At 68.4% G+C, this 23229-nt stretch carries 15 protein-coding genes and 1 pseudogene; 7 read left to right on the top strand and 9 right to left on the bottom strand.

Annotated features, from left to right (window positions below):
- Nucleotides 1-58 precede the first annotated feature (58 nt).
- Complete coding sequence (locus U9983_RS27780; protein WP_416211302.1) at nt 59-1399, bottom strand: RHS repeat-associated core domain-containing protein; 1341 nt, start codon at nt 1397-1399, stop codon at nt 59-61.
- Nucleotides 1400-1714: 315 nt separating this feature from the next.
- Here U9983_RS27780 and U9983_RS07875 point away from each other — a divergent pair.
- Nucleotides 1715-2941 (top strand): annotated as a pseudogene (locus U9983_RS07875) (ISL3 family transposase).
- 303 nt (nt 2942-3244) lie between these two features.
- Here the strand turns inward: U9983_RS07875 and U9983_RS07870 are convergent.
- The gene (locus tag U9983_RS07870) at nt 3245-3496 is read right to left on the bottom strand and encodes a Txe/YoeB family addiction module toxin (RefSeq protein WP_322753387.1); all 252 of its coding nucleotides are present in this window, start codon (nt 3494-3496) and stop codon (nt 3245-3247) included.
- Nucleotides 3493-3741, bottom strand: coding sequence for a type II toxin-antitoxin system Phd/YefM family antitoxin (locus tag U9983_RS07865; RefSeq protein WP_322749410.1), 249 nt, complete (start codon nt 3739-3741; stop codon nt 3493-3495). Before U9983_RS07865 ends, U9983_RS07870 begins: the two co-directional genes overlap by 4 nt.
- Nucleotides 3742-3950: 209 nt before the next feature.
- On the opposite strand from U9983_RS07865, the gene U9983_RS07860 reads away from it, so the two are divergent.
- Nucleotides 3951-5330 (top strand): TIR domain-containing protein, encoded by a 1380-nt coding sequence (locus U9983_RS07860; RefSeq protein WP_322753386.1) that lies wholly within the window; start codon nt 3951-3953, stop codon nt 5328-5330.
- A gap of 125 nt (nt 5331-5455) precedes the next feature.
- Entirely contained in the window at nt 5456-6445 is a 990-nt protein-coding gene (locus tag U9983_RS07855) for a ketopantoate reductase family protein (protein ID WP_322749408.1), read from the top strand.
- A 31-nt stretch (nt 6446-6476) separates the two neighbouring features.
- Here U9983_RS07855 and U9983_RS07850 read toward each other — a convergent pair whose 3' ends face one another.
- Both U9983_RS07850 and U9983_RS07845 read right to left on the bottom strand, forming a co-directional pair.
- Nucleotides 6477-7001: a DnaJ domain-containing protein gene (locus U9983_RS07850; RefSeq protein ID WP_322753385.1), complete on the bottom strand. Its 525-nt coding sequence runs from the start codon at nt 6999-7001 to the stop codon at nt 6477-6479.
- 119 nt (nt 7002-7120) lie between these two features.
- On the bottom strand, nt 7121-7912 hold the full coding sequence (locus tag U9983_RS07845) for a sulfite exporter TauE/SafE family protein (RefSeq protein ID WP_322753384.1): 792 nt from the start codon (nt 7910-7912) through the stop codon (nt 7121-7123).
- 268 nt (nt 7913-8180) lie between these two features.
- Between U9983_RS07845 and U9983_RS07840 the strand changes: the two genes are divergently transcribed.
- The 3 genes from U9983_RS07840 to U9983_RS07830 all read left to right on the top strand — a co-directional run bounded on the left by U9983_RS07840 (nt 8181) and on the right by U9983_RS07830 (nt 13077).
- The gene (locus U9983_RS07840; RefSeq protein WP_322753383.1) at nt 8181-11051 is read left to right on the top strand and encodes an ABC transporter permease subunit; all 2871 of its coding nucleotides are present in this window, start codon (nt 8181-8183) and stop codon (nt 11049-11051) included.
- Nucleotides 11044-12309: an ABC transporter substrate-binding protein gene (locus U9983_RS07835; protein WP_322753382.1), complete on the top strand. Its 1266-nt coding sequence runs from the start codon at nt 11044-11046 to the stop codon at nt 12307-12309. Before U9983_RS07840 ends, U9983_RS07835 begins: the two co-directional genes overlap by 8 nt.
- Before the next feature lie 66 nt (nt 12310-12375).
- The gene (locus U9983_RS07830) at nt 12376-13077 is read left to right on the top strand and encodes a VIT1/CCC1 transporter family protein (RefSeq protein WP_416211304.1); all 702 of its coding nucleotides are present in this window, start codon (nt 12376-12378) and stop codon (nt 13075-13077) included.
- Nucleotides 13078-13243: 166 nt separating this feature from the next.
- Here the strand turns inward: U9983_RS07830 and U9983_RS07825 are convergent, their stop codons facing one another.
- From U9983_RS07825 to hrpA, 4 genes are all read right to left on the bottom strand, one after another.
- The gene (locus U9983_RS07825) at nt 13244-14563 is read right to left on the bottom strand and encodes a lipase family protein (protein WP_322753380.1); all 1320 of its coding nucleotides are present in this window, start codon (nt 14561-14563) and stop codon (nt 13244-13246) included.
- A 136-nt stretch (nt 14564-14699) separates the two neighbouring features.
- The gene (locus U9983_RS07820; RefSeq protein WP_322753379.1) at nt 14700-15215 is read right to left on the bottom strand and encodes a Uma2 family endonuclease; all 516 of its coding nucleotides are present in this window, start codon (nt 15213-15215) and stop codon (nt 14700-14702) included.
- Nucleotides 15216-15271: 56 nt separating this feature from the next.
- A complete protein-coding gene (locus U9983_RS07815) occupies nt 15272-16315 on the bottom strand; it encodes an aldo/keto reductase (protein WP_322753378.1) in 1044 nt (347 codons plus the stop codon).
- 55 nt (nt 16316-16370) lie between these two features.
- Entirely contained in the window at nt 16371-20369 is a 3999-nt protein-coding gene (hrpA, locus tag U9983_RS07810; protein WP_322753377.1) for an ATP-dependent RNA helicase HrpA, read from the bottom strand.
- Nucleotides 20370-20639: 270 nt separating this feature from the next.
- Between hrpA and U9983_RS07805 the strand changes: the two genes are divergently transcribed.
- Entirely contained in the window at nt 20640-23150 is a 2511-nt protein-coding gene (locus tag U9983_RS07805; RefSeq protein WP_416211303.1) for a SpoIIE family protein phosphatase, read from the top strand.
- Nucleotides 23151-23229 lie beyond the last annotated feature (79 nt).

Genomic DNA, 23229 nt, shown 5'->3' with positions numbered 1-23229 from the left:
CATCCATTCGGACTAGACAACGGAAACATAGTAACAAACTCTCGATCTCCCTTCGTAATCAGGAGATCGTCGCCTTTACGATAAAAGAAGTAGTCATTCCCTCCCCCTCCTTTCGGATTCCACGCTCCTCGGCGGATCTCATCATACGAGAAACGTACGTCATCCATTCGCATGCGGAACCATTTGCGAGCCTCCGCGTCACCAAAATTGAGGCCGTAGTCCTGGGCGTGCTTCCCCCATTTTCTTCCAAACTGCTCCTCGTTGACAGAGAACTCAGAACCCTCTCTCGGTTGTCGTCGGGGTTGGCGGGTGAGTCGGGGAAGGCGGGGGGCTTACCATCACCGGGTGGGCGGCCCTTGCCACCCGCAGCCGGATCAGGCCCGGGCTCGTCCGGCAGACAGGTGGTCGCCAGCGGCGACGGACCCCCCGCCGAGGCGCAGCTACCATCCGTGCCCTGCCCGGACGCCCCATCCCCCGACGGCAACGAATCCGCACAGACACCCGGCGCACACTCTTCAAGCTCCAACGGCTTCCCCGCCACCGACCAACCATCCGGCGGCGTAATATTCGGCGACCCCGACCACACCGGCCCCGCCGGCGCATGCTGCTTCAACTGCGGCAGCGGCATCGGTGGAATCCGGGGCTTCGGCAGCGGTATGGGCTTCAGCTGCGTACGAGGGTGCACCTGTACAGCACGCCCACCAGAAGTAAACCGGGGCTTCAACGTCGGCTTGACATCAATAGTGCGATCATTTTGCGTAGCCGGCGAATCCTGCGGCCACTCATCATTCGAATCGTCATAATCCACCCAGTGCGATCGCTCAACAGCCGGTACAGGAGCCGGCGACGTCCTCGCCTGGGAATTCCCATAACGATCAAATGCATAGCCGGCGGCTACACCCAAAGCGCCACCAACGACGACCGCCCCCACAATCGGCACCCACCCAGGCGCCGACGCAACCACAGCCGCACCCGCAACCACCTCACCCGCAACCACCTCACCGGCGACCTCCACGACCGGCACCGCTACCTCTTCCACCACCGTGGCCACCGCACCAACCCCGCGGGCACCCACCTTGAGGTCCCGCACACCCTCCCGGAAAAAATCCCCGGGCGAAAAATGCCCCGACGGATCGTTGAACGCCAGCGGATTCGCGTTGCCATACACATACCGGTTCGCCGAGATCCCCGACGTCAACGGCAGACCCACACTGTCCCGAGAGACAAACCCGCCCGTCCCCGGGGTGTACCAGCGCGCCTCCGCCGAAACCTTGGCGGTAGTCGGATCCGGGCTCTCCGCACTTGCCCAGAGATCGTGTTTGATAGCTGACCATCCGTGACCTGTTGTTGTGGCGGAGCGTGACAGGTCTGGGGTCGTGAAAAGGACGTACCCGCCCATCCGGGAAGGTCGCGACTTGTCTAAGGTCCGTGATCGCCAGAAGAACGGGTGCGTCGTTGTTCGAGGGTACGGCTGGTCGTGCGGTGGCGGCGGTGCTGGGGTTGCCGGGGTTCGTGGCCGAGGTGTTGGAGTTCGAGGCGGATGGTTCGGTGGTGCTGCATGTGGTGACGGCGCCGGAGACGGAGTGTCGCTGTCCTGACTGCGGGGCCGTGGCGGTGCGCGTGAAGGAGCGGGTCGGCCACACGGCGCGGCACTTCGTGATGGTGCCGCTGCGGGTGACGCTGTCCGCGCTCGACACGCTCGGGCATCTGGTCGGTGACGGCGTGCTGTCCGTCGACGTGGCCGCGCGGTGGGCGCGGGTGGCCTGGCACACGGCGCACGGCGCGTTCGTCGGGCTCACCGAACGGGCGGGCATCACGGTCAGTGAGCAGGAGGTGGCCAGTGACCTGCTCGCCCCGGTCCTCGCCGACGAGCCGGCCGTCGGCCCGGCCGCGCGCGAGGAGGCTGACGAGGTGCCGGTGCTGGTCACGCACCGGTGCGGCCGGTGCGTCGCCGTTGGTGGACGAGCCCGGGACCGAGCCGCAGGACGAGCAGGAGAACCGGCGCTGGTTGCGGTCAGTGTTCGGCCCGCTGCCCGCGACGGGCGTTCTCGGGCTCGACGACCAGCGCCGCGGGAAACCGCGCTACCGCCGCGGCGACGAGGGCGGGTGGGAACCCGAGGCCGACCGCTGGCAGACCGTGGTGACCGACTCCGCGGGCGGGCACGGCCTGCTCGGCGTGGTCGAGACCCGAACGAAGGCCCCCGTGAGCGCCTGGATCCGTGCCCAGCCGGCGGCCTGGCGCGACGGGATCTGGGCGGTCACGATCGACCTGTCGACCTCCTACCGGGCCGTCGCCCGCGAGGCGCTCCCGCACGCGATCGTCGCAGCTGATCATTTTCACGTGGCCCGGCACATGGGCACGATGTGCGATGACGTGCGACGACGCATCAGCCACCAGCTCCACGGCCGGCGCGGCCGCGCCACCGACATCGAGTACCAGCTCACGAACGCGCTGCGCTACGGGCCCGGCCGGCTCTCGGACCGCGGCCGACGGAAGATCCTCGACGGGCTCGGCGAACTTGTCATGATCGACGGCGACGGCGCCTACGACCTGCGCGTGTCCTGGACCGCGAAGAACCTGCTGCTCAGGGTGCTCGCGCTCTCCCCGTCACGGACCGGCCGGCCGATCACCCGTACCGAGATCGCGCACGCGCTGTTCCGGTTCTTCGACCACGTCGCGACCTTCGGTACCGGCATCCCCGAGCTCGTCACCGCGACCGAGACCATCGACAACTGGCTCGAGGAGATCACGAACGCGGTCTAGCACGGGATCTCCAACGCGGCCGCCGAGGGCGTCAACCGCCTCACGAAGCTGATCTACCGGGTGGCGTTCGGGATGACCAACGTCGCCAACCAGCGACTCCGGGCCCGGTACACCGCCTCCCGTGCCGCCCGCCCGCCGTGGCGACCGACCGTAACCGCATACGCGACCGCCACGTAATCAGACGACTACGACCTCTGGCCAACTGCGAAGAGCCGAATAAGGGGGCGGCGGACTGGCGACCACCGCGACACGGTGCACAGCACCCCGACAACCTGCCCACCAAGCCCCGCCCGGTACCCACCCGGCGGGGCTTCTAGCGCAACCGCGGTAGCGATCAGCGCACACGGGACAGCGAACGCCCGATCACCCAGCTGAACAGCGACCCGACGAGCTGGTCAGTGCGTTCCGCGGAACACAGGAACGCCCCCCATGCCGATCACTGTCGCGTCGAACCCTATTGCGTGAGCGGGGACGGGCCATTCAGTAGTGGTAGCGAACCTGAATAAGGATCAGATCGTCCCCGCGCACATGGTAGACCAGACGGTGTTCGTCCGTGAGTCGTCGCGACCAGTACCCGGATAGATTCTGCGACAGCTGCTCCGGTTTACCGATTCCGGTGGCCGGGTCGCGCGCCGACTCCTCGATCAGGCGGTTTATCCGGCGCAGCGTCGTGCGGTCGTCGGCCCAGGACGTGTAGTCGGCCCAGGCCCGCGACGTGAAAACAACCCTCACGGGCCCAGCAGCTCGTGTTCCTCCACGGCGCCTGCGTCCGCCTCGGCGATGCTGGCCGCCAGGTGTGCGGCATTGGCGGGGGAACGTAGCAGGTAAGCCGTCTCCTGCATGGACCGGAACTGGGCCTCTGACACCAGGTAGGCCGTGCCGCGCTTGGAGAGGATCTCAATCGGTTCCTGGTCGGCGTTGACCTGTTCGATCAGCGGGAACAGGCGCTTGCGTGCTTCGCTGGCGGTGACAGCCACAGCTACCTCACCTCCAAAGTGGTACACGATATCGTACCACCGCGCTGCGCGTGCGGTGAACCCTGGGGCGACCGGGGTCGGTGCTCTCGGTCATAACATGCGAATATGACGCGGCCGGTGCCGCGCGGGGTGACCCGCGCGGGTGGCCGCATGTACGCGGCCGCATGTACCCGGCGGCATGTACGGGGAGCCTGACCCACGGGGGAGCTTTGAGCGAGCGGTTGACCGACCAGGAGATCCGGGCGCTGGCGGGTGCGTTCGCGACGTCGTTGAGCGCCGTCCAGTTACTGGAACGCGCCGGACTGGACCGACTCGGCCAGCCGTCCTGGGCGCCGGCGCAGACGCCGCTGGCGTTCTGGGCGGAGGTGAACAACTTTCTTGACAGCGGAGGGTTACCGGATGGTCGGCAGCGGATCCTCGCCGCCGCCGCGGAGCGCTACCCGGCGAATCCGGTGTTCGCGCAGGCGCGGGCCTCCGCAGACACGTCGGGCTGGTTCACCGCACCCGACGATCTTCCGATGCCCTACACCGTGCTCGCTCTGGACGCCGTGCGGTTCAGCCGGCACGGCACCCTGGTCCAGCTTGCCTGGCGCCGGGGTCTGCGCGAGGTCGTCGATGAGGCCCTTGAGCGGACCGGCATCCCCGCCGACGCCGTCCGGTTGCAGGACCGGGGTGACGGCTTTCTCGGCGTGGTCGCCGCCGGCATCCCCAAGGCGAGGATCGCCGCGGACTTCGTCCGCGAGCTGCGAATTGCGCTACGGGCCTACAACCGGACCCGTAACGACACCGGTCGGGTCCGGTTGCGGGTGGCGTTGCACCACGGCGACGTGATCGTCGATGACACCGGGTTCGCCGGTCAGCCGACCGTTGTGGCGGCCCGGCTGGTGGACGCGCCACCGGTGCGTCAGGTGCTCCAGGACATACCGTCCGAGGAGCTCGCGCTCATCGTCTCCGACGAGCTGTACGCCTCGACTGTTGCCGAGCGGCTTCGTGGGCTCGACCCAGGGGAGTTCCACAAGGTCGATGTCGTGGTTCCGAAGTTCTCCGGTACGGCCTGGCTGCAGGTGCCGGCCGCGGCTCTGAGCGCCGAGACCGAACGAGCCGGCGCGGTCACCGACGACACGCCGTCCGACGCGGCCGGCTGGGACTTCCTCATCTCCGCCGCCGAGCCGGACGAGAGCTGGGCTACCTGGATCGCCTGGGAGCTGGAGGCACATAAGTACCGGGTCCACATCGAAACCTGGGATGTACTGCCCGGTAGTCATGTTGTGGGGCGACTCGACGACGCGATCAAGCATTCCAAGCGGACGCTGGTGGTGCTGTCGGCGAACTATCTGCAGGCGGAGTGGGTGCAGGCCGAATGGCAGGCCGCCTGGCAGGCCGACCCCAACGGGATGCGACGGAAACTGATTCCGGTACGGGTGGCGGAATGCGAGCCCGACGGGCTGCTGCGCGGTATCGTTCATATTGACCTTGTCGGCCTCCCGCAGGAGGCCGCGGCAACCAGACTCGTCGAGCAGCTAAAAAGATCGGTCGCCGGTGGCTACCGGCCATCCGACCCGCCCCGGTTCCCCGGCCCGCAAGGGTGAGCCGGGAGAGGTGACAGGCCTTCGGGCCGGTCGCGGGAAGGCCATGGCCGGGTGGGTCTTTGTGCTGCTCGGCGATGGGCCTGCGACTCTGCCGAACGTCCCACCGGCTTCGGATACTGGATGCCATGCGTGTTCTGGTGTTCGGTGGTGGAGTGATCGGTACCCTACACGCCTGGGCGCTGTCAAGGGCCGGGCACGAGGTCAGCGTGCTGGTCCGCCCGCAGCAGGTGGACCGATGGGTCGACGGGCTCGACCTGAGCATCCTTGACGTCCGGGGCAGACGCCGCAGGGAGGTCACCGAGCGGTTCCGTCCCCGTATCGTCACCGAGCTTCGTCCGATGGACGGTGTCGAGCTGGTTGTGCTTGCCGTCCGGCACACCCAGACCCCGGACGTCCTGCCCGCGCTCGCGCGGAACCTGGGCTCGGCCACCGTGTTGTTCCTGAACCACAACTGGCGCGGCCTGGACTTCATCGATGCCTGTCTGGGTAAGGATCAGTATGTGCTGGGTGCTCCCCGGGCCGGTGGCAGCATCATCGACAACGTGTTGAACGGTGCCCTCGAAGGGGGGATCGTGCTCGGGGCGAGCACGGGTAATACGGCGATCGGTGGAACGATGACGGACCTCGCCGAGCAGAATGTGGGCCGTCTCGCCGCGCTTTTCGCCGAGGCCGGCTTTCGTCCGGAGATCCATCCCAACATGGAACACTGGTTGTGGGTGTATTTTGCCAGTACCACGGCCTGGATATGCGGCGGCGCCCGTGCTCGGGGCTTCGAGCGTTTCACGCGCAGCAACCGTGCCGTTTACGACGCACTGCACGCCGGGCGGGAGGCCATGCAGATCTGCGTCGCACGCGGGGCGGAGGTGCGTTTTGCGCAGGACGCCCGACCGTTCGTGCTTCCACCGTCGACGGTGACGCCTGCCGTCCGGCTCATGCTCCGCGGGGAGCTGCCTCAGCGGATCTCGGTCAATCACGGGCGCTATGCGCCCGCGGAACGGTACGAGATCTATGACGACGTCATCCGGACGGGTGAACGGCTCGACATCCCCATGCCCTGTCTGCTGTCCTACCGCAACGACGTGGAACGGATGGTGGAACTGGCCCCCAGCCTGTGAGCGTATTCACGATAGAATTCACCACAGATTCTCACTCCCGGGACCGGTTGGCGATGACGGCCGCGACCGGCGGGATGATCGCAGCAATGAGCATCATTGCCAGGGCTGCGGGCACCGAGAAGAAGCGGACCACGCTGCCGGCGAGTACGAACAACGCCAGGCAGCAGGCCATCATCGCCAGGTAACGGCGACGGCTCCGCCGCTGCGTATCGCCGGTTGCGGGTTGCGGCGTCGCGGCACCGGTGGTCCGGCCTGGCGGGCCCGGCTGGCGCGGAACGGTCGGCCAGATCGGGCCGGTGGCTGCGGCGGGGCCGGTAGGTGCTGCGGGTCCGGTGGGTCCGCCAGCTGATCGGGAGCGCAGCCGGCGATCGTAGGCGCGGCGCCGCTCGGGATCGCTCAGCACCTGGTATGCGGTGTTGACCAGACGGAACGCGCTCTCGGAGCCGCCTGCGTCGGGATGGGTGCGCCGGGCGGCCTGCCGATAGGCGGTGACGATCTGGGCGGGCGAGGCGCTCGGTTGCACACCCAGCACGTCATAGAGCGATGGTCGGACCACAAATCACCTCCTACCCACCGGCCTAAAGGGCCAAAGGGCCAAAGGCGATGCGATCGTGGTTCTGGCGTATCGCCGGCGGCCGATGTCCCCGGATCGCCGGCGGGTTCACCTGGAGACGTTCATCTGGAGACGATGAGGACGACCGCGACGATCAGTCCGAGGGTCACCACCGTGCCCCGCAGCGCGGCCGCGGGCAGTACCCGGGCGAGGCGTGCGCCAAGGACACCACCCGCGTAGGACGTGACCAGCAGGATCGCCGCGAAGGCCCAGGAGACCTGGGCGCTCACCACGAACACGGTGACGCCGATCGCGTTGATCCCGAACGAGAGCAGCGTCTTCGCGGCATTGGTGCGCTGGATGTCGTCGGGTAGCAGGATTCCCAGTACACCGAGGAGCAGCACCCCCAGTCCGGCACCGAAGTAGGAGCCGTAGACCCCCGCCAGGAACACCCCCGCGCGGGTCGGCCAGGTGACACCGCTGTTGGTGACACCGCTGGTGGTGGGCCTGGCAGCGGACGCGGCGGCACGCCGGCCGGCGACCAGCCGGGCCAGCCACGGCTGGGCGCCGAGCAGCCCGCAGGCCACCACGACCAGGTAGCCGACCACCGCCCGGAAGGCGCCCGCGGGTGTGACCACCAGCACCACCGCCCCGGTCAGCCCGCCGAGCAGCGCGGGGATGGCGAGCGCGCGCAGCCGGGTGGCCTGGCCCGCCAGTTCCCGTCGGTAGCCGAGCGCACCGCCCGCGTATCCGGTCACCAGCCCGACCGAGGATGTGATGTTCGCGGTGAGTGCCGGCATCCCGGTGGTGAGCAGCGCGGGGAAGGCGATCAGGGTGCCGCCGCCGGCAACCGCGTTCACCGCTCCGGCCAGCAGACCGGCGGCCGCCACGAGTCCCCCGTCGGCTGGTCCCACATCGCCCTCCGCGTCCGGTAGAAGTGCAGGTACAGGTCAGTACACCCGCTCCCGGGGAAAAGCGCTGGACCGACCTTGATGTGCCTTGTGGCACAATTTCTTATAAACAGATTACTTATTCTGTTGGATATCCTGCTTGCCGGCGATATTGATTACCGCTACATTCCGTATGATAGCGGCGGGTCCCGGAGTTTCCGGGCGGAGATGGGCGGCTCATGGACGTCGGATTCGGTATGCCGCGCGACGCTCACCGTGTGACCGGGCTTTTGTGACCAACCTGCTCGGATACGCGCCGCTCAGTCTCGGCACCGGCGCGTTGTACGCATTGGTGGCGGCGGGAGTGGTGGTCATCGCCCGCGGCGCCGGTGTGATCAACTTCGCCCACGGTGCGCTGGTGATGTGGGCGGCGTATTTCTTTAGTGCGGCCCAGGAGAACTGGGGCCTGCCGGTCGCGCCGGCGGGTGCCCTGACGGTCGTGGTCACCGCGGCGATCGGCCTCGCCTTCGCGGTCCTGGCGATGGGGCCGCTGCGGGGCTCCTCGCCGTTGACCCGCGCCATGGCGACGCTCGGTTTGCTGATCATCCTGCAGGCGCTGGCAGGTCTGTTCTTCGGGTCCCAGGTGCGGTCGTCCCCGTCGGTGCTGCCGGCCGGAGAGCTGACCATGTTCGGCCGGGTGGTCGGTGTCGACCTGTTCGTCCGGCTCGCCGCGGTGGCGGTCGTCGTCGCCGTTGTGTGGGCGTTCTTTCGCTTCACCACCTTCGGCCTGGCCGCGACGGCTGTGATCGACAACCCGCGGGCGGCGGCCACCGCCGGATGGTCGCCGGACGCGGTCGCGGGCGCGGCCTGGTGTGTGGGCTCGGCCCTCGCCGGTCTCGCCGGAGTGCTGCTGGCGCCGCTGGGCAATCCGCTGTCGTCGACAAGTCTGATCATGCTCGTGGTGCCCGCGCTCGCTGTCGCGCTCATGGCGCGGTTCCACTCGCTGCCGGGGGTGTTGGCCGGGGGTCTCGCGCTCGGACTCGTCGAGCTCCTCACGCAGGTCGGCCTGGTCACCGCGCATCCCGCGTGGACCGGAGCCGATCGCGCCATCCCACTCATCGTGATTGTCTTCTATCTGGTGGTGCGCGGGCGCGGCATTCCCGACCGCGGACACATAGTGGCCCGCCACCCGGAGCTCGGCGGTGGCCGGATCCATCCGCTGGCCCTGGGCATGCTGCTGGCGGTTGCCCTGGCGCTCATCTGGTTCGTGCTACCGAGCGACTGGGTGACTGCCGTCGGCGCCAATGCGCTCTGGGCACTGCTCATGGTGTCGCTGGTGGTCCTGGTCGGGTTCGCCGGCCAGATCTGCCTGGGCCAGCTCGTTCCGGCCGGCGTTGCCGCGCTCATCACCGGCCGCATTGTCGCGATCTGGCACTGGCCGCTGCCCGCGGCGCTGGTCGTGGGTGTCAGCGGCGCTGTCGCGGTGGGGCTGCTGTTCGCACTGCCCGCCCTGCGCACCCGGGGTTTGCAGCTCGCGATCGTCACACTGGGTATGGGTGCTGCCGCCGACGCGATCCTGTTCCAGCGGGGTTATCACTCGCCACCGCCGGCGGGTACGGCCGCGACCATCTTCGGCGGGCTGGGTTCACCCGAGGGCACTGTGGTGGGTACGCAGTCGGTCTTCGGTGTCGAACTTGACAAGATTGACAATCCGGACGGCTTCGCCACGCTCGTGCTGGTCGTGTTCACGCTCGTGGCGCTCGCCGTGGCCAACCTGCGCCGGGGCCGCGCCGGGCGACGGCTGATCGCGATCAGGGCCAACGAACGTGCCGCCGCCGCGCTCGGTATCAGCGTCGTCGGCGCGAAGCTGTACGCGTTCGCGCTGTCAGCCGCGATCGCGGGGCTCGGCGGGGTGCTCTACGTCTTCTACCAGTACGGTGAGGTCGGGAACATCAACTACGGCGCGGGGACGTTCGCGCCGTTCGGTTCGATCATGCTGATCGCCTTCGCCGTGGTCGGCGGGATCGGCTGGGTGAGCGGATCGGTCGCGGGCGCGACGCTGGTGGTCGGCACCCTCGGTACGCGCATCGCGATGGCGGTCGGCGAACGTCTCGGCGGGCCGGGCTGGCTGGTCCATCTCGACCGGTACCTGCCGCTTGCCAGCGGCATCGCGCTGATTATGATCATGAATGGTTCCGGTGGGGGGATGGCGGCGGACAACGTCCGCACCATCCGCCGCGCGCTCGACCGGCTTGGATCGGGCTGGCCGGACCGGCCGGTGCGCGCCGCCGCCCGGCGCCACCGTCGTCTCGCCCGTCTGCTGGCAGCCGGCCGTGGTGCCGGCGGGCAACCCATGCCGGTGGAACCCGTGCCGGTGCGGCCCGCACGCCTCGCGGTTGCCGGCCTGACGGTCACATTCGGCGCGCTGACCGCGGTACGCGGCATCGACCTCGCAGTGGAGCCGGGCGAGGTGGTCGGGCTGATCGGGCCGAACGGGGCCGGGAAGACGAGCCTCATCGACGCCATCAGCGGCCACACTTGTGCGGCAGCCGGGGTGGTGACCCTCGGTGGGACACCGTTGGACCAGCTCGGGGCATCCCGGCGTGCACGCGCCGGGATCGGCCGCTCCTTCCAGCACCTCGAGCTGTTCGATGATCTCACCGTGCTGGAGAACATCCAGGCGGGCAGCGACCCACGGGACTCCAGGGCCTACCTCACCAACCTGCTGGCGGCGCGGGAGCGACCGTTGCCGCCCATAGCCGTGTTCGCGATCGGCGTCTTCAGGCTGCGTGACGATCTGTTCCGCACCGTCTCGGAGCTGCCCTACGGTCGCCGGCGGCTGGTCTCGGTCGCCCGCGCCGTGGCCGCGGCGCCGTCCGTGCTGCTGCTCGACGAACCGTGTGCCGGGCTTGACCAGACCGAGTCCGCGCAGCTGGCCCGGCTGCTGCGTCGCCTCACCGACGACTGGGGACTCGCCATCGTCATCAATGACCACGACATGAGCGTCATCCGGGGTGTCTGCGACCGGGTGGTCGTCGTCGACGTCGGCAGGAAGATCGCCGAGGGTTGGCCGGCCGAGGTGTGCCGCGATCCCCGGGTGCAGGCGGCCTATCTGGGCCGACCGGTCGGTGAATTCGAACGGAAGGGGCTCGCGGGTGCGTAGGGCGCGACTTCGGATGATCGCGGCTGGTCTGGGTGGCGCGCTGGCTCTGGCCGGCATGTCGGCGTGCGCGCACGGTGGCGACGGCGCCGGTTCACCACGACCGGCGGGCAGCTCTGGCGCACCGGTCACGTTGATGATCATCGCGCCGACGGGGACCACCGGCGGGAACTACCCGGAGATGGTGGCGGCTGCCAGGGCCGCAGTCCGGGGCGTCAACGCCCGGGGCGGGATCAAGGGGCATCCGGTCGAACTGGTCCACTGCAACGAGAACAACGACGGGTCCGCAGCGGCGGCCTGCGCGAAACAGGCGGCCGACACCGGCGTCCTCGCGGTCGTGTCGGAGACCAGCGGCACGGGCGGCATCATGGCGACCCTCGCGAAGGCCGGGATCGCCTCGGTCGGTTCGGCCGGAGTGTCCGCGGACGGCTCCGAGCTGCACTCCCCGATCAGTTTTGTGCTCAGCCCGCTGGTCATGTTCCCCGCGGTCTGCCCGTCGCTGCTGAAGAAGATCGGTGCCAGGCATCTCGGTATGGTCGGTTATGATCTTTCCGCCAGCGATCGTCTTCTCACCCTCGGCCAGGTCGGTGCCAGGGCCGTCCAGCTTCCGGCCAGTCCGGTGGTACGGGTGCCCATCACCACGAGCGACTTCACGCCGACCGTGACCCAGCTGACCGCGGCGGGCGCCGACGGCGCGGTCATGGTGGTCACCGAACAGGCCGCTGTCGCGGTGATGCGCGACGGCGGCGAACGGCTCTCCTACTGCCACGCGACCGGCGCGATCTCGGACGTCAGCCTGGAGCAGCTGGGGCCGGTCGCGGGCCGGCTGGTCGAGGCCACCGCCTACCCCGAGCTCGACGAGGCCGACCAGTTCAGCGAACTGCGGCGGATGCGCGCGGAGCTCGACGCCGAGTACAGTACCGGTGACAGGGACGCGTCTGCCGCACTGTGGAAGTCGAGCACGTCGCTGAACGGATGGCTGTCGGTGCAGGTCGTGGAGAAGATCGGTAACCAGGTGTCGGGCGCGCTCACCTCGGCGGCGCTGCTGGCCCAGCTGGGTCGGACCACCAGCCTTGACCTGCAGCTCGTCCCGAGGCTGGATTTCACCAGACCCAATCCCATTCCAGGGGTCGAACGGGTGTTCAATACAACTCTGCGCGGGGCCCGGTGGGACAGCGGTGAACGCCGACATGTCTCGCTCGGCAACGAGACCTACCAGGCCCTCGACATCCTGGCGGCTGGCTCCCGCCCGCTGCGGTGAGGTTTCTCACCGGCCTGCCGCGAGTCGCGGGTGGCACTGCGTGAGCCGGTGGCGTTCGATCGCACCATGGTGAGAACGGGGCATCGGGAGCGACACCGTGGCGAGCGGTCGGGTTGGCTGCGAGCCGCGGTGCTGGGTGCCGACGACGGCCTGGTGTCGACCGCGAGCCTGATGCTGGGTGTCGCCGCGTCGTCGGCGTCGCGGGCCGCCGTGCTGACCGCGGGCCTGGCCGGGCTCGTAGCCGGGGCGACGTCGATGGCCGCCGGCGAATTCGTCTCGGTCAGTTCTCAGCGTGACGTTGAGCTGCGGGACCTCTCGGTGGAGGCGGCGGAGCTCGCGGCCGATCCCGCCGCCGAACTGGAAGAGCTGACCGGCATCTACGTGCGGCGCGGGCTGAACCCGCGACTTGCCCGGGAGGTCGCGGTGGAGTTCAGCCAGGCCGATCCGCTGGCCGCGCACGCCCGCGACGAACTCGGCCAGCTGCCGGCGAACGCTGCGCGTCCGGTACAGGCCGCTGGGGCCTCCGCGCTGAGTTTCGCCGCCGGTGCGCTGCTCCCGTTGCTGGCCACGGTCGTCGCCGGCAGTACCGCCAGGATCGTGCTGCTGATCGGCGTGACGTTGGTGGGGCTGGCCCTGCTCGGCACGGTCGGCGCCGCGCTCGGCGGCGCGAACCGGCGACGGGCGGCCGCCCGTGTCGTCATCGGCGGGTGCCTCGCCATGGCTGTGACGGCCGCTGTCGGCGCCGTGGCCGGGACCGCCATCCACTGATCCTGTCGATTGATCCCGTCGATCATCCGTAAAGCTAACATCCATGTTACTAACATTGATGTCAGTAACATGGATGTTAGCCTGGACCTCATGGGGCAGACACCGTTCGCGGTGGGCCGCACGACGTGTACCGCGACCGGCGTGGCCTTCTATGATCCGCAGCGGCTTATGTCTGCCTGGTAACCGTGCTTCCGACCGCACGGCCAACGTTTTCAGCCGCCCGCAGGACGATTTGCACCGCTCGGCCGCTGTTGTCGACGACCCCCTGCGCCGTCTTGACCACGTCCTGGGGAATCCTCCGGAAAAAGCTTGGCATGGGCCAGGGCGTCGGGTCGCCTGCCGGTAGTATCAGCTGGTCGTCACCGAACTCGCTGATGAGCGTGCCGGGTGGGGTCAGCCTTTCGACGTAGTGCTGCGGAAAGTGATCGGAAAGCAAGGAGCCGACGGGTACCCGGCGCAGGATCGGATTCTGTTCGGCCACAAATGCGAGGGCCGCCTGGCCGAGACCCAGGATGTCCCTCATCTGCCGCGCCGGATCGGCGCTGGTCTCCTTCCATTCTTTGCCGTCGTGGTGCCATTCCCGGCCGAAGTGCGCGAAGCCACCGGTCTGACGCGGCGGTAGATGGGGCACCGGGTCCCTGCGGTAGACGTAGCGGAGGACCGGGGCGCTGTTCTCGATTTTCTCGTACGCGTCGGCGAGCGCCTGCGGCCCGATCATCGGCTGGCCGAAGGTGTAAACAGCCCGCAGGTTGTTACCGATACTGTCCTTGTACTGGGGGTCGGTCATCAGCATGATCCCCATGATGGCGGCCATCGCACCACCCAGGCTGTGCCCGGTGATGTAAAGGGCGGGAGTAATGTGCCGACTCCCGTTCAGATCGCCCTCGCCGGGCCCGCTCTCGGCCGCCAGGATGGACTGCCCGGCCATCGCACGCTTCAGGGCGCGCAGCACCTCGTAGCGCGTCGCCCGGACGTTCCGGTAAAAACCCGCATGCAGATCGACGGCACCGCTGTCACCCGTCCGTGGGTTCGACACACGAAACTTCGCCGCATCACGTGAGTAGATCTCGACATCGGTCAGCCAGCTCATGATATTCGACGGTTCCGTGCCCCGGTAGGCCAGGATGACGACCTTTTTGTCGCTGCTCTGCACGATGGCGGCGGTGGACGAGATGAGCATCGCGTCGACAGACTCCGAGACAATGCGGCAGTTGTTCTCCTCGAGCCCCATACGGGCCATCATGGTGGCGAGCGTGTCGGTGCTCTCCGTCCCGGGCGGGTCGACCTTCGCGTACGCATATGCCGCGCAGGTCGCCAGCACATGGCGCACCACGTCATCGGGATGGTCCTTTGCATCCGCGAGGTAGCTGCTCAGCCCCTCGTAGACGGGAAACCCGGGGAATTTTCCGAGATTCCCCGGGGCGTCCGGATTCTTGAAAGGTCGTAGGGTCTCATAGCTCGGGGCCTTGGTATCACGGACCAGCATCGAGTCGCCTCCCGGTCGTCGCCGCGCGGTGCTGACTCCCATTCAACGCCTCTGGTTCCCACCGCGCAGCACGAGTTGTCGGTGCTGATTTCTCGATGCGCCTATGGTTGGATCCAGAACAGTCTCGGCTTTTCCGTCAGGGCCAGTCGATGCCGTCTATCAGCGCCGTCGCCGTGATGCCCAGCAGGTCGCTGTGCCCGGTTTCGTCGTATTTGCCGTCCACGAGTTGCCAGATCCGTACCGTCCGGCGTGCCGGATCAGCGACGATCAGTTCATCCACCTCGTGCGCGGCATAAAAATCAATCTTCGCGTAGGTCTCGTCGTCCGGTGACACGACCTCGATGACCACGGCGGCGGTGGGCAGATACACGCCGCTGGGGCGTCCGCGGTGCAACCCACCGTCGGGTACCCGGTAGTCGTCGCGGCGGCCGAGGTTGAACGGGCCGGTGCCCACGAGCCCGGCGGCCCGCGCACGCGGTAGCAACAGCGCGCTGAGCTCATAGTCAACACGGCCGTGTTCTGCTGATGGACCCGGCGCCATATGGTATTCCCCGTTCCAGATCTCGTCGAAGGTGTCCTGCCCGAGCGATTCGCGTCGGGCAATGAACTCCTCGAGAACCCGGGGACGCTCGCCGAGAACTACGGTGCGCATGCCGAACCGCCTCCCTGCGACCTCGTGGTCACACCAGATTATAGATCGATACCTGGCTATTCGGGTCCGACTGTGGTCCGGCGGCGGTAGGCCGGGTCGGTCAGGGACGGTGGTTCGTAGCCCCCGTCCGCGGTGTTGATGGTCGTGCCCGGTGGCACGATTTCGTCGATCCGGTCGAGCACGTCCGGCGAGAGCGTCACCTTGGCCGCGTCGAGCTGGGACTCGAGCTGCTCCATGGTCCGCGGGCCGATGATCGCCGAGGTGACGGCGGGGTGCTCAAGGACGAACGCGATGGCCAGGTGGACCAGGGAGAGCCCGGCCTCCTCGGCCAGGAGGGCCAGCTGCTCGACCGCTTCGAGCTTGGCGACGTTTGCCGGGAGGGTCAGGTCGAAGCGTCCAGGCGTGCGCTGGCTGCGGCCGGAGACGGGCAGCTCGACTCCCTTGCGGTACCGCCCGGTCAACCACCCGCCGGCCAGCGGGCTCCACGGGATCACGGCCAGTCCGTAACGCTGCGCGACCGGCAGGACTTCCCGCTCGATGCCGCGGGCGAGGAGGGAATACGGCGGCTGCTCGGAGACGACGCGTTCACGGCCACGACGCTGCGCGATCCACTGGCCTTCCACGATGGCCGACGGTTCAAAGGTCGACGTCCCGATATAGCGGATTTTGCCCTGGTGGACGAGGTCGCTCAGCGCCCCGAGGGTGTCGTCGAAGTCGGTGCCGGGCTCGGGCCGGTGTACCTGGTAGAGGTCGATCCAGTCGGTCCGCAGCCGTAGCAGGCTGTTCTCGACCTCACGGATGATCCACCGGCGGGAGTTGCCGCGGTGGTTGAGGTTGTCGTCCATGGGCGCGTGGAACTTCGTCGCGAGCACCACCTCGTCCCGCAGGCCCCCGGCGAGCGCTTTGCCGACGATCTCCTCGGACTCGCCCCGCGAGTACATGTCCGCGGTATCGATGATGTTGATGCCCGCATCCAGGGCGCGGTGAATGATCCGGATGCTGTCGTCATGGTCGGGATTTCCCCAGGCGCCGAACATCATCGCCCCGAGCGTCAGCGGACTGACCCTGACTCCGGTCCGTCCGAAAGCGCGAAGTGTCACTGCCCCTGGTCTCCTTTGATCGCTGTGATCGGTTCGGTCGCTGTGATCGGTTCGGTCAGAGCGTGAGCTGGTCCATCGCCCGGAAGATCCGTTCCATCGAGACCGGGTACGGCGTCCGCAGGGTCTGCGCGAAGTAACTGACCCGAAGCTCTTCTATCATCCAGCGGATTCGCGTCAGCTCCTCGCCCGGTGAGCTACCCGGCGCGAGCCTGGCGACCAGTTCGTCGTACTCCCGCGTCACCTGCTCGACCTGCCGGGTGCGTTCCCGGTCGCGGTTGGGGTCGCCCGGCAGTTTCTCCAGGCGCAGCGCGATCGCGGCGAGGTAGCGGGCGACGTCGGGTAGTCGCGCCCAGCCGGCGTTGCTGACGAAACCCCGGTACACCAGGCCCGAGAGCTGGGAGCGCACGTCGCGCAGCGCCGGCACCAACGCGAGGCTCGTCGTCGCCTTGAGCTGCCGTTCAATGGTGTGCGCGGTTGCCAGGACACGCTCCACCTTTGTCACCACGTCGATCGCGGTCGCGGTCAGGTCGGCCTGGACGATTTCCGCCAGCTTGGTGAAACCGTCGGAGTCCCAGGCCGGACCGCCGCATTCCGCGATCAGTTTGTCTACGGCGCAGGCAATGCAGTCATCGAGCAGTTCGGTGACGGTGCGATATGGATGATGGCTGAGCGTCAGTTTAGCCTGATTTGTCAGCTGTGCGTTGATGGCGCGAATCGGTGACGGCGCGTTGAGCAACAGCAGGCGTCGGGTGCCCGCCCACATGGCCTGGCGGGCCTCGGCCTCGGTGGCGAACACCGCGATGGCCACGCTGTCGGTCTCGTCGACCAGCGCGGGATAGGCCCGGACCGGCTGACCGGCACGGCGTTGTTCGACCAGCTGCGGGATCGGGCCGAAGTCCCAGGTCCGCAGGCCCCGGCGCTCGACGCCGTCCGCCGCGGCGTTGACCGCAGCCCGCAACGTCGGCGCCAGTGCCCGGGTGAGCGCGGCGAGGTCCTTGCCCTCGGCGAGGGTGCGCTGAGCCTCGTCCACCACTCGAAATGTGATCTTCAGATGGTCGGGTACGCGGTCGAGTTGCCAGGCGTGCCGGGGCACATCCACGCCGCTGAGGTGACCGAGTTCGCGTTCCACAACGGCGAGCAGCGGCCCGTCGGCCGGTGTCACCGACGCCAGTACCCGTCTGGCGTAGTCCGGCGCCGGGACGAAGGTGCGTCGTATCTGTTTGGGCAGCGATCGCAGCAGCGCTGTCACCAGTTCCTCGCGCAGGCCCGGTACCTGCCAGTCGAAGCCGTCGGCGCCCACCTGGTTGAGCACGGGCAGCGGGATGCGCACGGTCACGCCGTCCGCCTCCGTGCCAGGTTCGAACTGGTAGGACAGCGCCAGGCTGAGGTCGTCATACTGCCAGGTATCGGGGTAGTCGCGCTCGTCGACTCCGGCCGCGTCAGCCTTGATCAGCATGGCCGTGGAGAAGGCGAGCAGGTCGGGTTCGGCCTGCCGGGCCTTCTTCCACCAGCTGTCGAAGTGGCGGCCGGAGACCACATCGGCGGGGATCCGCTGGTCGTAGAAGTCGAACAGCGCCTCGTCGTCGACCAGGATGTCGCGGCGCCGCGCCCGGTGTTCCAGCTCCTCGACGTCGTCGAGCAGTTCCCGGTTGGCGTGGAAGAACCCGTGGTGGGTCTGCCAGTCGCCCTCGACCAGGGCATGGCGGATGAACAGGTCCCGGCACAGCGCCGGGTCGACCGCGCTGTAGGTCACCGGGCGGGACGCGACCAGGGGCACCCCGTAGAGCGTCACCTTCTCGAACGCCATCACCGCGCCCCGGCTCTTCTCCCAGTGCGGTTCGCTGTAGGTGCGGGTGACCAGGTGGGGCGCGAGCGCCTCCGCCCACTCCGGCTCGATGCGTGCGAGCGTGCGTCCCCACAGCCGGGACGTCTCGACGAGCTCGGCGGCCATCACCCAGCGCGGTGGCTTCTTGAACAACGCCGAACCGGGGAAGACGGCGAACCGGGCGCCACGCGCACCCTGATAGTCCGGCTTCTCGGGGTCGGCGAGACCGATGTGTGACAGCAGGCCGGCCAGCAGCGAGAGGTGGATCTGCCGGGGGTCGGCCGGTGCGGTGCTCACCGACATTCCGAGGCTTTTTGTGACCTGACGTAGCTGAGCGTATATATCCTGCCATTCACGGACCCGCAGGTAGTTCAGGAACTCGGCCCGGCACAGCCGGCGGAACTGGTTTCCGGACAGTTCCTCCTGCTGTTCCCGCAGGTACTCCCACAGGTTGAGATAGGCGATGAAGTCCGACTGCTTGTCGGTGAAGCGGGCGTGTTTCTCCGCCGCCGCCTGCTGGGCGTCGACGGGACGTTCACGCGGATCCTGGATGGACAGCGCGGCGGCGATGACCATGACTTCCCGCACACAACCGTTGTCCTCGGCCGCCAGCACCATGCGGGCCAGTCGTGGGTCCAGGGGCAGCTGGGCGAGTTTGCGTCCCAACGGGGTCAGCCGGCGGCGCCCGGCGGCGGTCGCGGCCCCACCTGCTTTGTTGGATTTCCCCGTGCCTTCCATCTCGACGGCGCCGAGCTCGACGAGCAGCAGCACTCCGTCGGCCACACTGCGTGCGTCCGGAGCGTCGATAAAGGGAAAAGCCGCGATGTCGCCCAGGCCCAGTGCGGTCATCGCCAGGATGACGGAGGCGAGGTTCGTGCGCAGGATTTCCGGATCGGTGAACGCCGGGCGGGCGGTGAAGTCCTCCGCCGAATACAGCCGGATGCAGATACCGTCGGCCACCCGGCCGCAACGCCCCTTACGCTGGTTCGCCGACGCCTGTGAGACGGCTTCGATCGGTAGGCGTTGCACCTTCGTCCGGTTGCTGTACCGGGAAATACGCGCCGTTCCCGGATCGATCACGTACCTGATGCCCGGGACCGTCAGCGAGGTCTCCGCGACGTTGGTGGCGAGCACTATCCGGCGCCCGGTGTGCGGCTGGAACACCCGGTGCTGTTCCGCGGCGGACAGCCGCGCGTACAACGGCACGATCTCGGTATCGCGCAGCGCCCGCTTTGTCAGGGCGTCGGCGGTGTCCCGGATCTCGCGTTCACCGCTGAGGAACACCAGGATGTCGCCGGGGCCCGCCGCGCACAGTTCGTCCACCGCGGCTGTTATCGCCTCTGTCTGGTCGCGTTCGACCGCCTTGACGGTGGTGGCCCGGCCGCTCCTGCCAGCGGTTGGCGCCACGATCGCGGTCGGCGGCGCGGCCGGGTCGGTCTCCACCACCAGCGGTCGGTAGCGGACCTCCACCGGAAAGGTCCGGCCGGTGACCTCGATCACGGGCGCGTCGCCGAAGTGGCGGGAGAAGCGCTGCGGGTCGATGGTCGCCGACGTGATGATCACTTTGAGGTCGGGTCGGCGTGGCAGGAGCTGCTTCAGGTAGCCGAGGATGAAGTCGATGTTGAGGCTGCGTTCGTGGGCTTCATCGATGATCAGTGTGTCGTACTGGTACAGCGACCGATCTGTCTGGATCTCGGCCAGCAGGATGCCGTCGGTCATCAGTTTGATCAGACTGTCCCCGCCGACCTGGTCGGTGAACCGCACCTTGTAGCCGACGATCCCGCCCGGCTGCCCGTCGGGTTCGCCCAGCTCCGTCGCGATCCGCTCCGCCACCGCGCGCGCAGCCAGCCGGCGCGGCTGGGTGTGACCGATCAGGCCGCGTACGCCTCGTCCCAGCTCAAGGCATATTTTCGGCAGCTGTGTGGTCTTTCCGGAGCCGGTCTCACCGGCGAGGATCACAACCTGATGGTCGCGGATCGCGGCGAGGATGTCGTCTTTTTTCCGGCTGACCGGTAGCGCCGGGGGATAGGTGATCGTCGGTACCCGGGCGCGTCGGCGTTGCACGCGCAGCGCCGCCGCCTCGATGTCGGCGGCGATCTCGGCGACCACGGCCTGGTGGGCTTCGGGGCCGCGGATCCGGCGCGCGCCGTCGACACGGCGTTGCAGGCGGTGCTGGTCGCGCACCATGAGGTCGGGTAGTCGGTCGGCCAGGGCTGCGAGCGGAGGCATCAGGAAGCAGCGTCCAACGAAGTACGGAGAGCGGGCAAGGGGGCACGGGCACCGAACCGGTTGGTCAAGCGTCCGCCGGCGCACGGGCGGTCCCGGCGCCGTCACCCACTAAATCAGGACCAGGGCCGGTCGTGCCCGTGCGCGATGTCACTCGTGTCGGCGTCACCTGGTGGCCACGGATTCTGGCTGGCAATCATGGGCGGGCTTCTGGTTACGGGCGCCGCCGGCGGGAACAGATAAAGCCGGGTGGCGTGGGTAGGAACTCTGATGATGGATACACTTGAGACAACGGTCCCGTATATGTGGGACGATCCGTTCGCGCTGCCACCGCTCGCGACGGTAGTGCTCGACAGGTGGGGCACGGTCACCAGTTGGAGCCCGGCGGCGCAGCGGTTGCTCGGCTACACACCGGAGCAGGTGTTGGGCCGACCTGCCATGTTCTTCCTCCACCAGCCGGTGGATGTCGTGGCGGTCTACGCGGCGGTCGATCGGTGCCAAGCCGATGGTGACTGGGGCGGTCTGCTGCCAGCCCGGCACGCCGACGGCCACCGGGTGGACGTCGGTCTGCGGGTCTGTTCCCTGATCGATTCACCCGACGGTCGCAGCTGGCTGCTGCTCGCCTCCGACGTGGCACAGACGCGCTGGTGGGGGGCGGACCTGTCGGTGCTGGACGGCCTGCTGTCCCGTGCGCCGATCGCCATGGCCGTACTGGACACCGATCTACGCGAGGTGTGGCTGAACGACGCGCTGGAGCAACGGGGCGGGATCTCCCGGGCCAGGCGGCTGGGGCGGCGGCCGACCGAGCTGATGGCGAGTCCGTCCCTTGAGCGCATCGAGGCGCAGATGCGCCAGGTGCTGAAGACCGGCGTACCCCTGTTGGACGTGGGGTATCAGGGCCGGACGAGCGGGGATTCCGATCGGGAACTGGCCACCTCCACGTCGATCTTCCGGTTGGCCGACTCGGCCGGGTGCGTCCTCGGTCTGTGCTACGTGTCCGTGGATGTCACCGACCGCTGGCGCGCGCAGCAGCGGTTGGCCCTGCTCACCGAGGCCAGCACCCGGATCGGCACCAGCCTTGATGTCGGGCTGACCGCACAGGATTTGGCCGACGTGGCCGTGCCGCGCCTGGCCGACTTCGTGGCCGTGGACCTCCTGGATTCGGTACTGCGCAGTGAGGAACCGACCGTGCGTTCGACGGTCGGGCGGACCCCGATGCGTCGCGCGGGGCAGCAGTCGCTGCGTGCGGGTTGTCCGGAGTCAGTCGCGAAGATCGGGGACCTGGTCGTCCTGGCAGCGCCCGCAGCCCGCTGCCTGGTCGAGGGCGAGGCCGTCCTGGAACCGGTGCTGGATCCCGACCGGAGCGTGTGGGTCGTCGACGATCCCGTGCGGGCCGCCAAGATCCACGAGTTCGGTCTCCACTCGCTGATGCTGGTCCCGATCCGGGCACGCGGTGTCGTCACGGGTGTGGCCTCGTTCGTCCGATGGGCGCGTCCTGATCCGTTCGAGGCGGACGATCTGCTCCTTGCCCAGGAGTTCGTGGCCCGGGCGGCGCTGTGCATCGACAACGCCCGCCGCTACACCCGGGAGCACACCGCTGCGCTGGCCCTGCAGCGCAGCCTGTTGCCACACCGGCTACCCGGGCAGACCGCCGTGGAGGTGGCCTGGCACTACCTGCCTGCGGACGAGAGTGCGGGCGTCGGCGGGGACTGGTTCGATGTCATCCCGCTGTCGGGCGCCCGGGTGGCACTGGTCGTCGGGGACGTGGTCGGCCATGGGCTGCACGCGGCGGCGACCATGGGACGGCTGCGCACCGCCGTGCACACCCTCGCCGGGCTGGACCTGCCCCCCGACGAGTTGCTCGCCCGCCTTGACGACCTTGTCATCCGGCTCACCGACGAGGAGGACACGGCCGCGGCGACCGCCGGCCCCGCCGTGCTGGGGGCCACCTGTCTGTACGCGGTGTACGACCCGGTCAGCCGGATCTGCTCGTTGGCCAGGGCAGGTCATCCCCCGCCCGCGATCGTCCACCCCGACGGCACCGTGGCCTTCCCCGACCTACCGGCCGGTCCGCCGCTGGGCCTCGGTGGCCTGCCGTTCGAGGCGGGTGAGATCGAGCTGCCCGAAGGCAGCCTGATAGCCCTTTACACCAACGGCCTGGTCGAGGCGCGTGACCACGACGTCGACGCCGGGCTGGGCCGGTTGCGCACGGCACTGGGGCGCGCGGAGGAGTCCTTGGAGGCCATCCGGGAAGGTGTGATCGAAGCCCTGCTGCCGGACCGGCCAGACGACGACGTGGCCCTTCTCCTGGCGCGCACCCGTACGCTCACCGCGGACCAGGTCGCATCCTGGGACCTGCCCGCGGACTTTGCCGTCGTGGCCCTCGCCCGCGCCCACACCGCGCGACAGCTGGCCCTCTGGGGCTTCGACGAAGCGGCGTTCATCACCGAACTGCTCGTCAGTGAGCTGGTCACCAACGCGATCCGGTACGCGGCCGCGCCGATCCGCCTGCGTCTCATCCGGGACCGCACCCTCATCTGCGAGGTTTCCGACGGCAGCAGCACATCCCCACGCCTGCGACATGCCCGTGCCAGCGATGAAGGCGGCCGGGGGCTGTTCCTGGTCGCGCAGTTCACCCAGCGCTGGGGCGCCAGGTACACCGCCGGGGGTAAGACCATCTGGGCCGAGCAGTCCCTGTTTCCCAGCGAAGCAGAACTCGTCCTGAACCACCCCTTGGAAGACACCATGGCCGGTGCCCTGGGCGGCGTGTGGGACGCCTTCTAGCGACGACAGCTGAGACGGGGGACGACAGCTGAGACGGGAACCGCGGCCACCTGCTGCGCGTGGCCGCGGTTCCCGTCTC

It is taken from the genome of Protofrankia sp. Cas3 (assembly GCF_963555955.1).
Lineage (GTDB): Bacteria > Actinomycetota > Actinomycetes > Frankiales > Frankiaceae > Protofrankia.
This window is presented reverse-complemented; position numbering and strand designations above follow the sequence as displayed.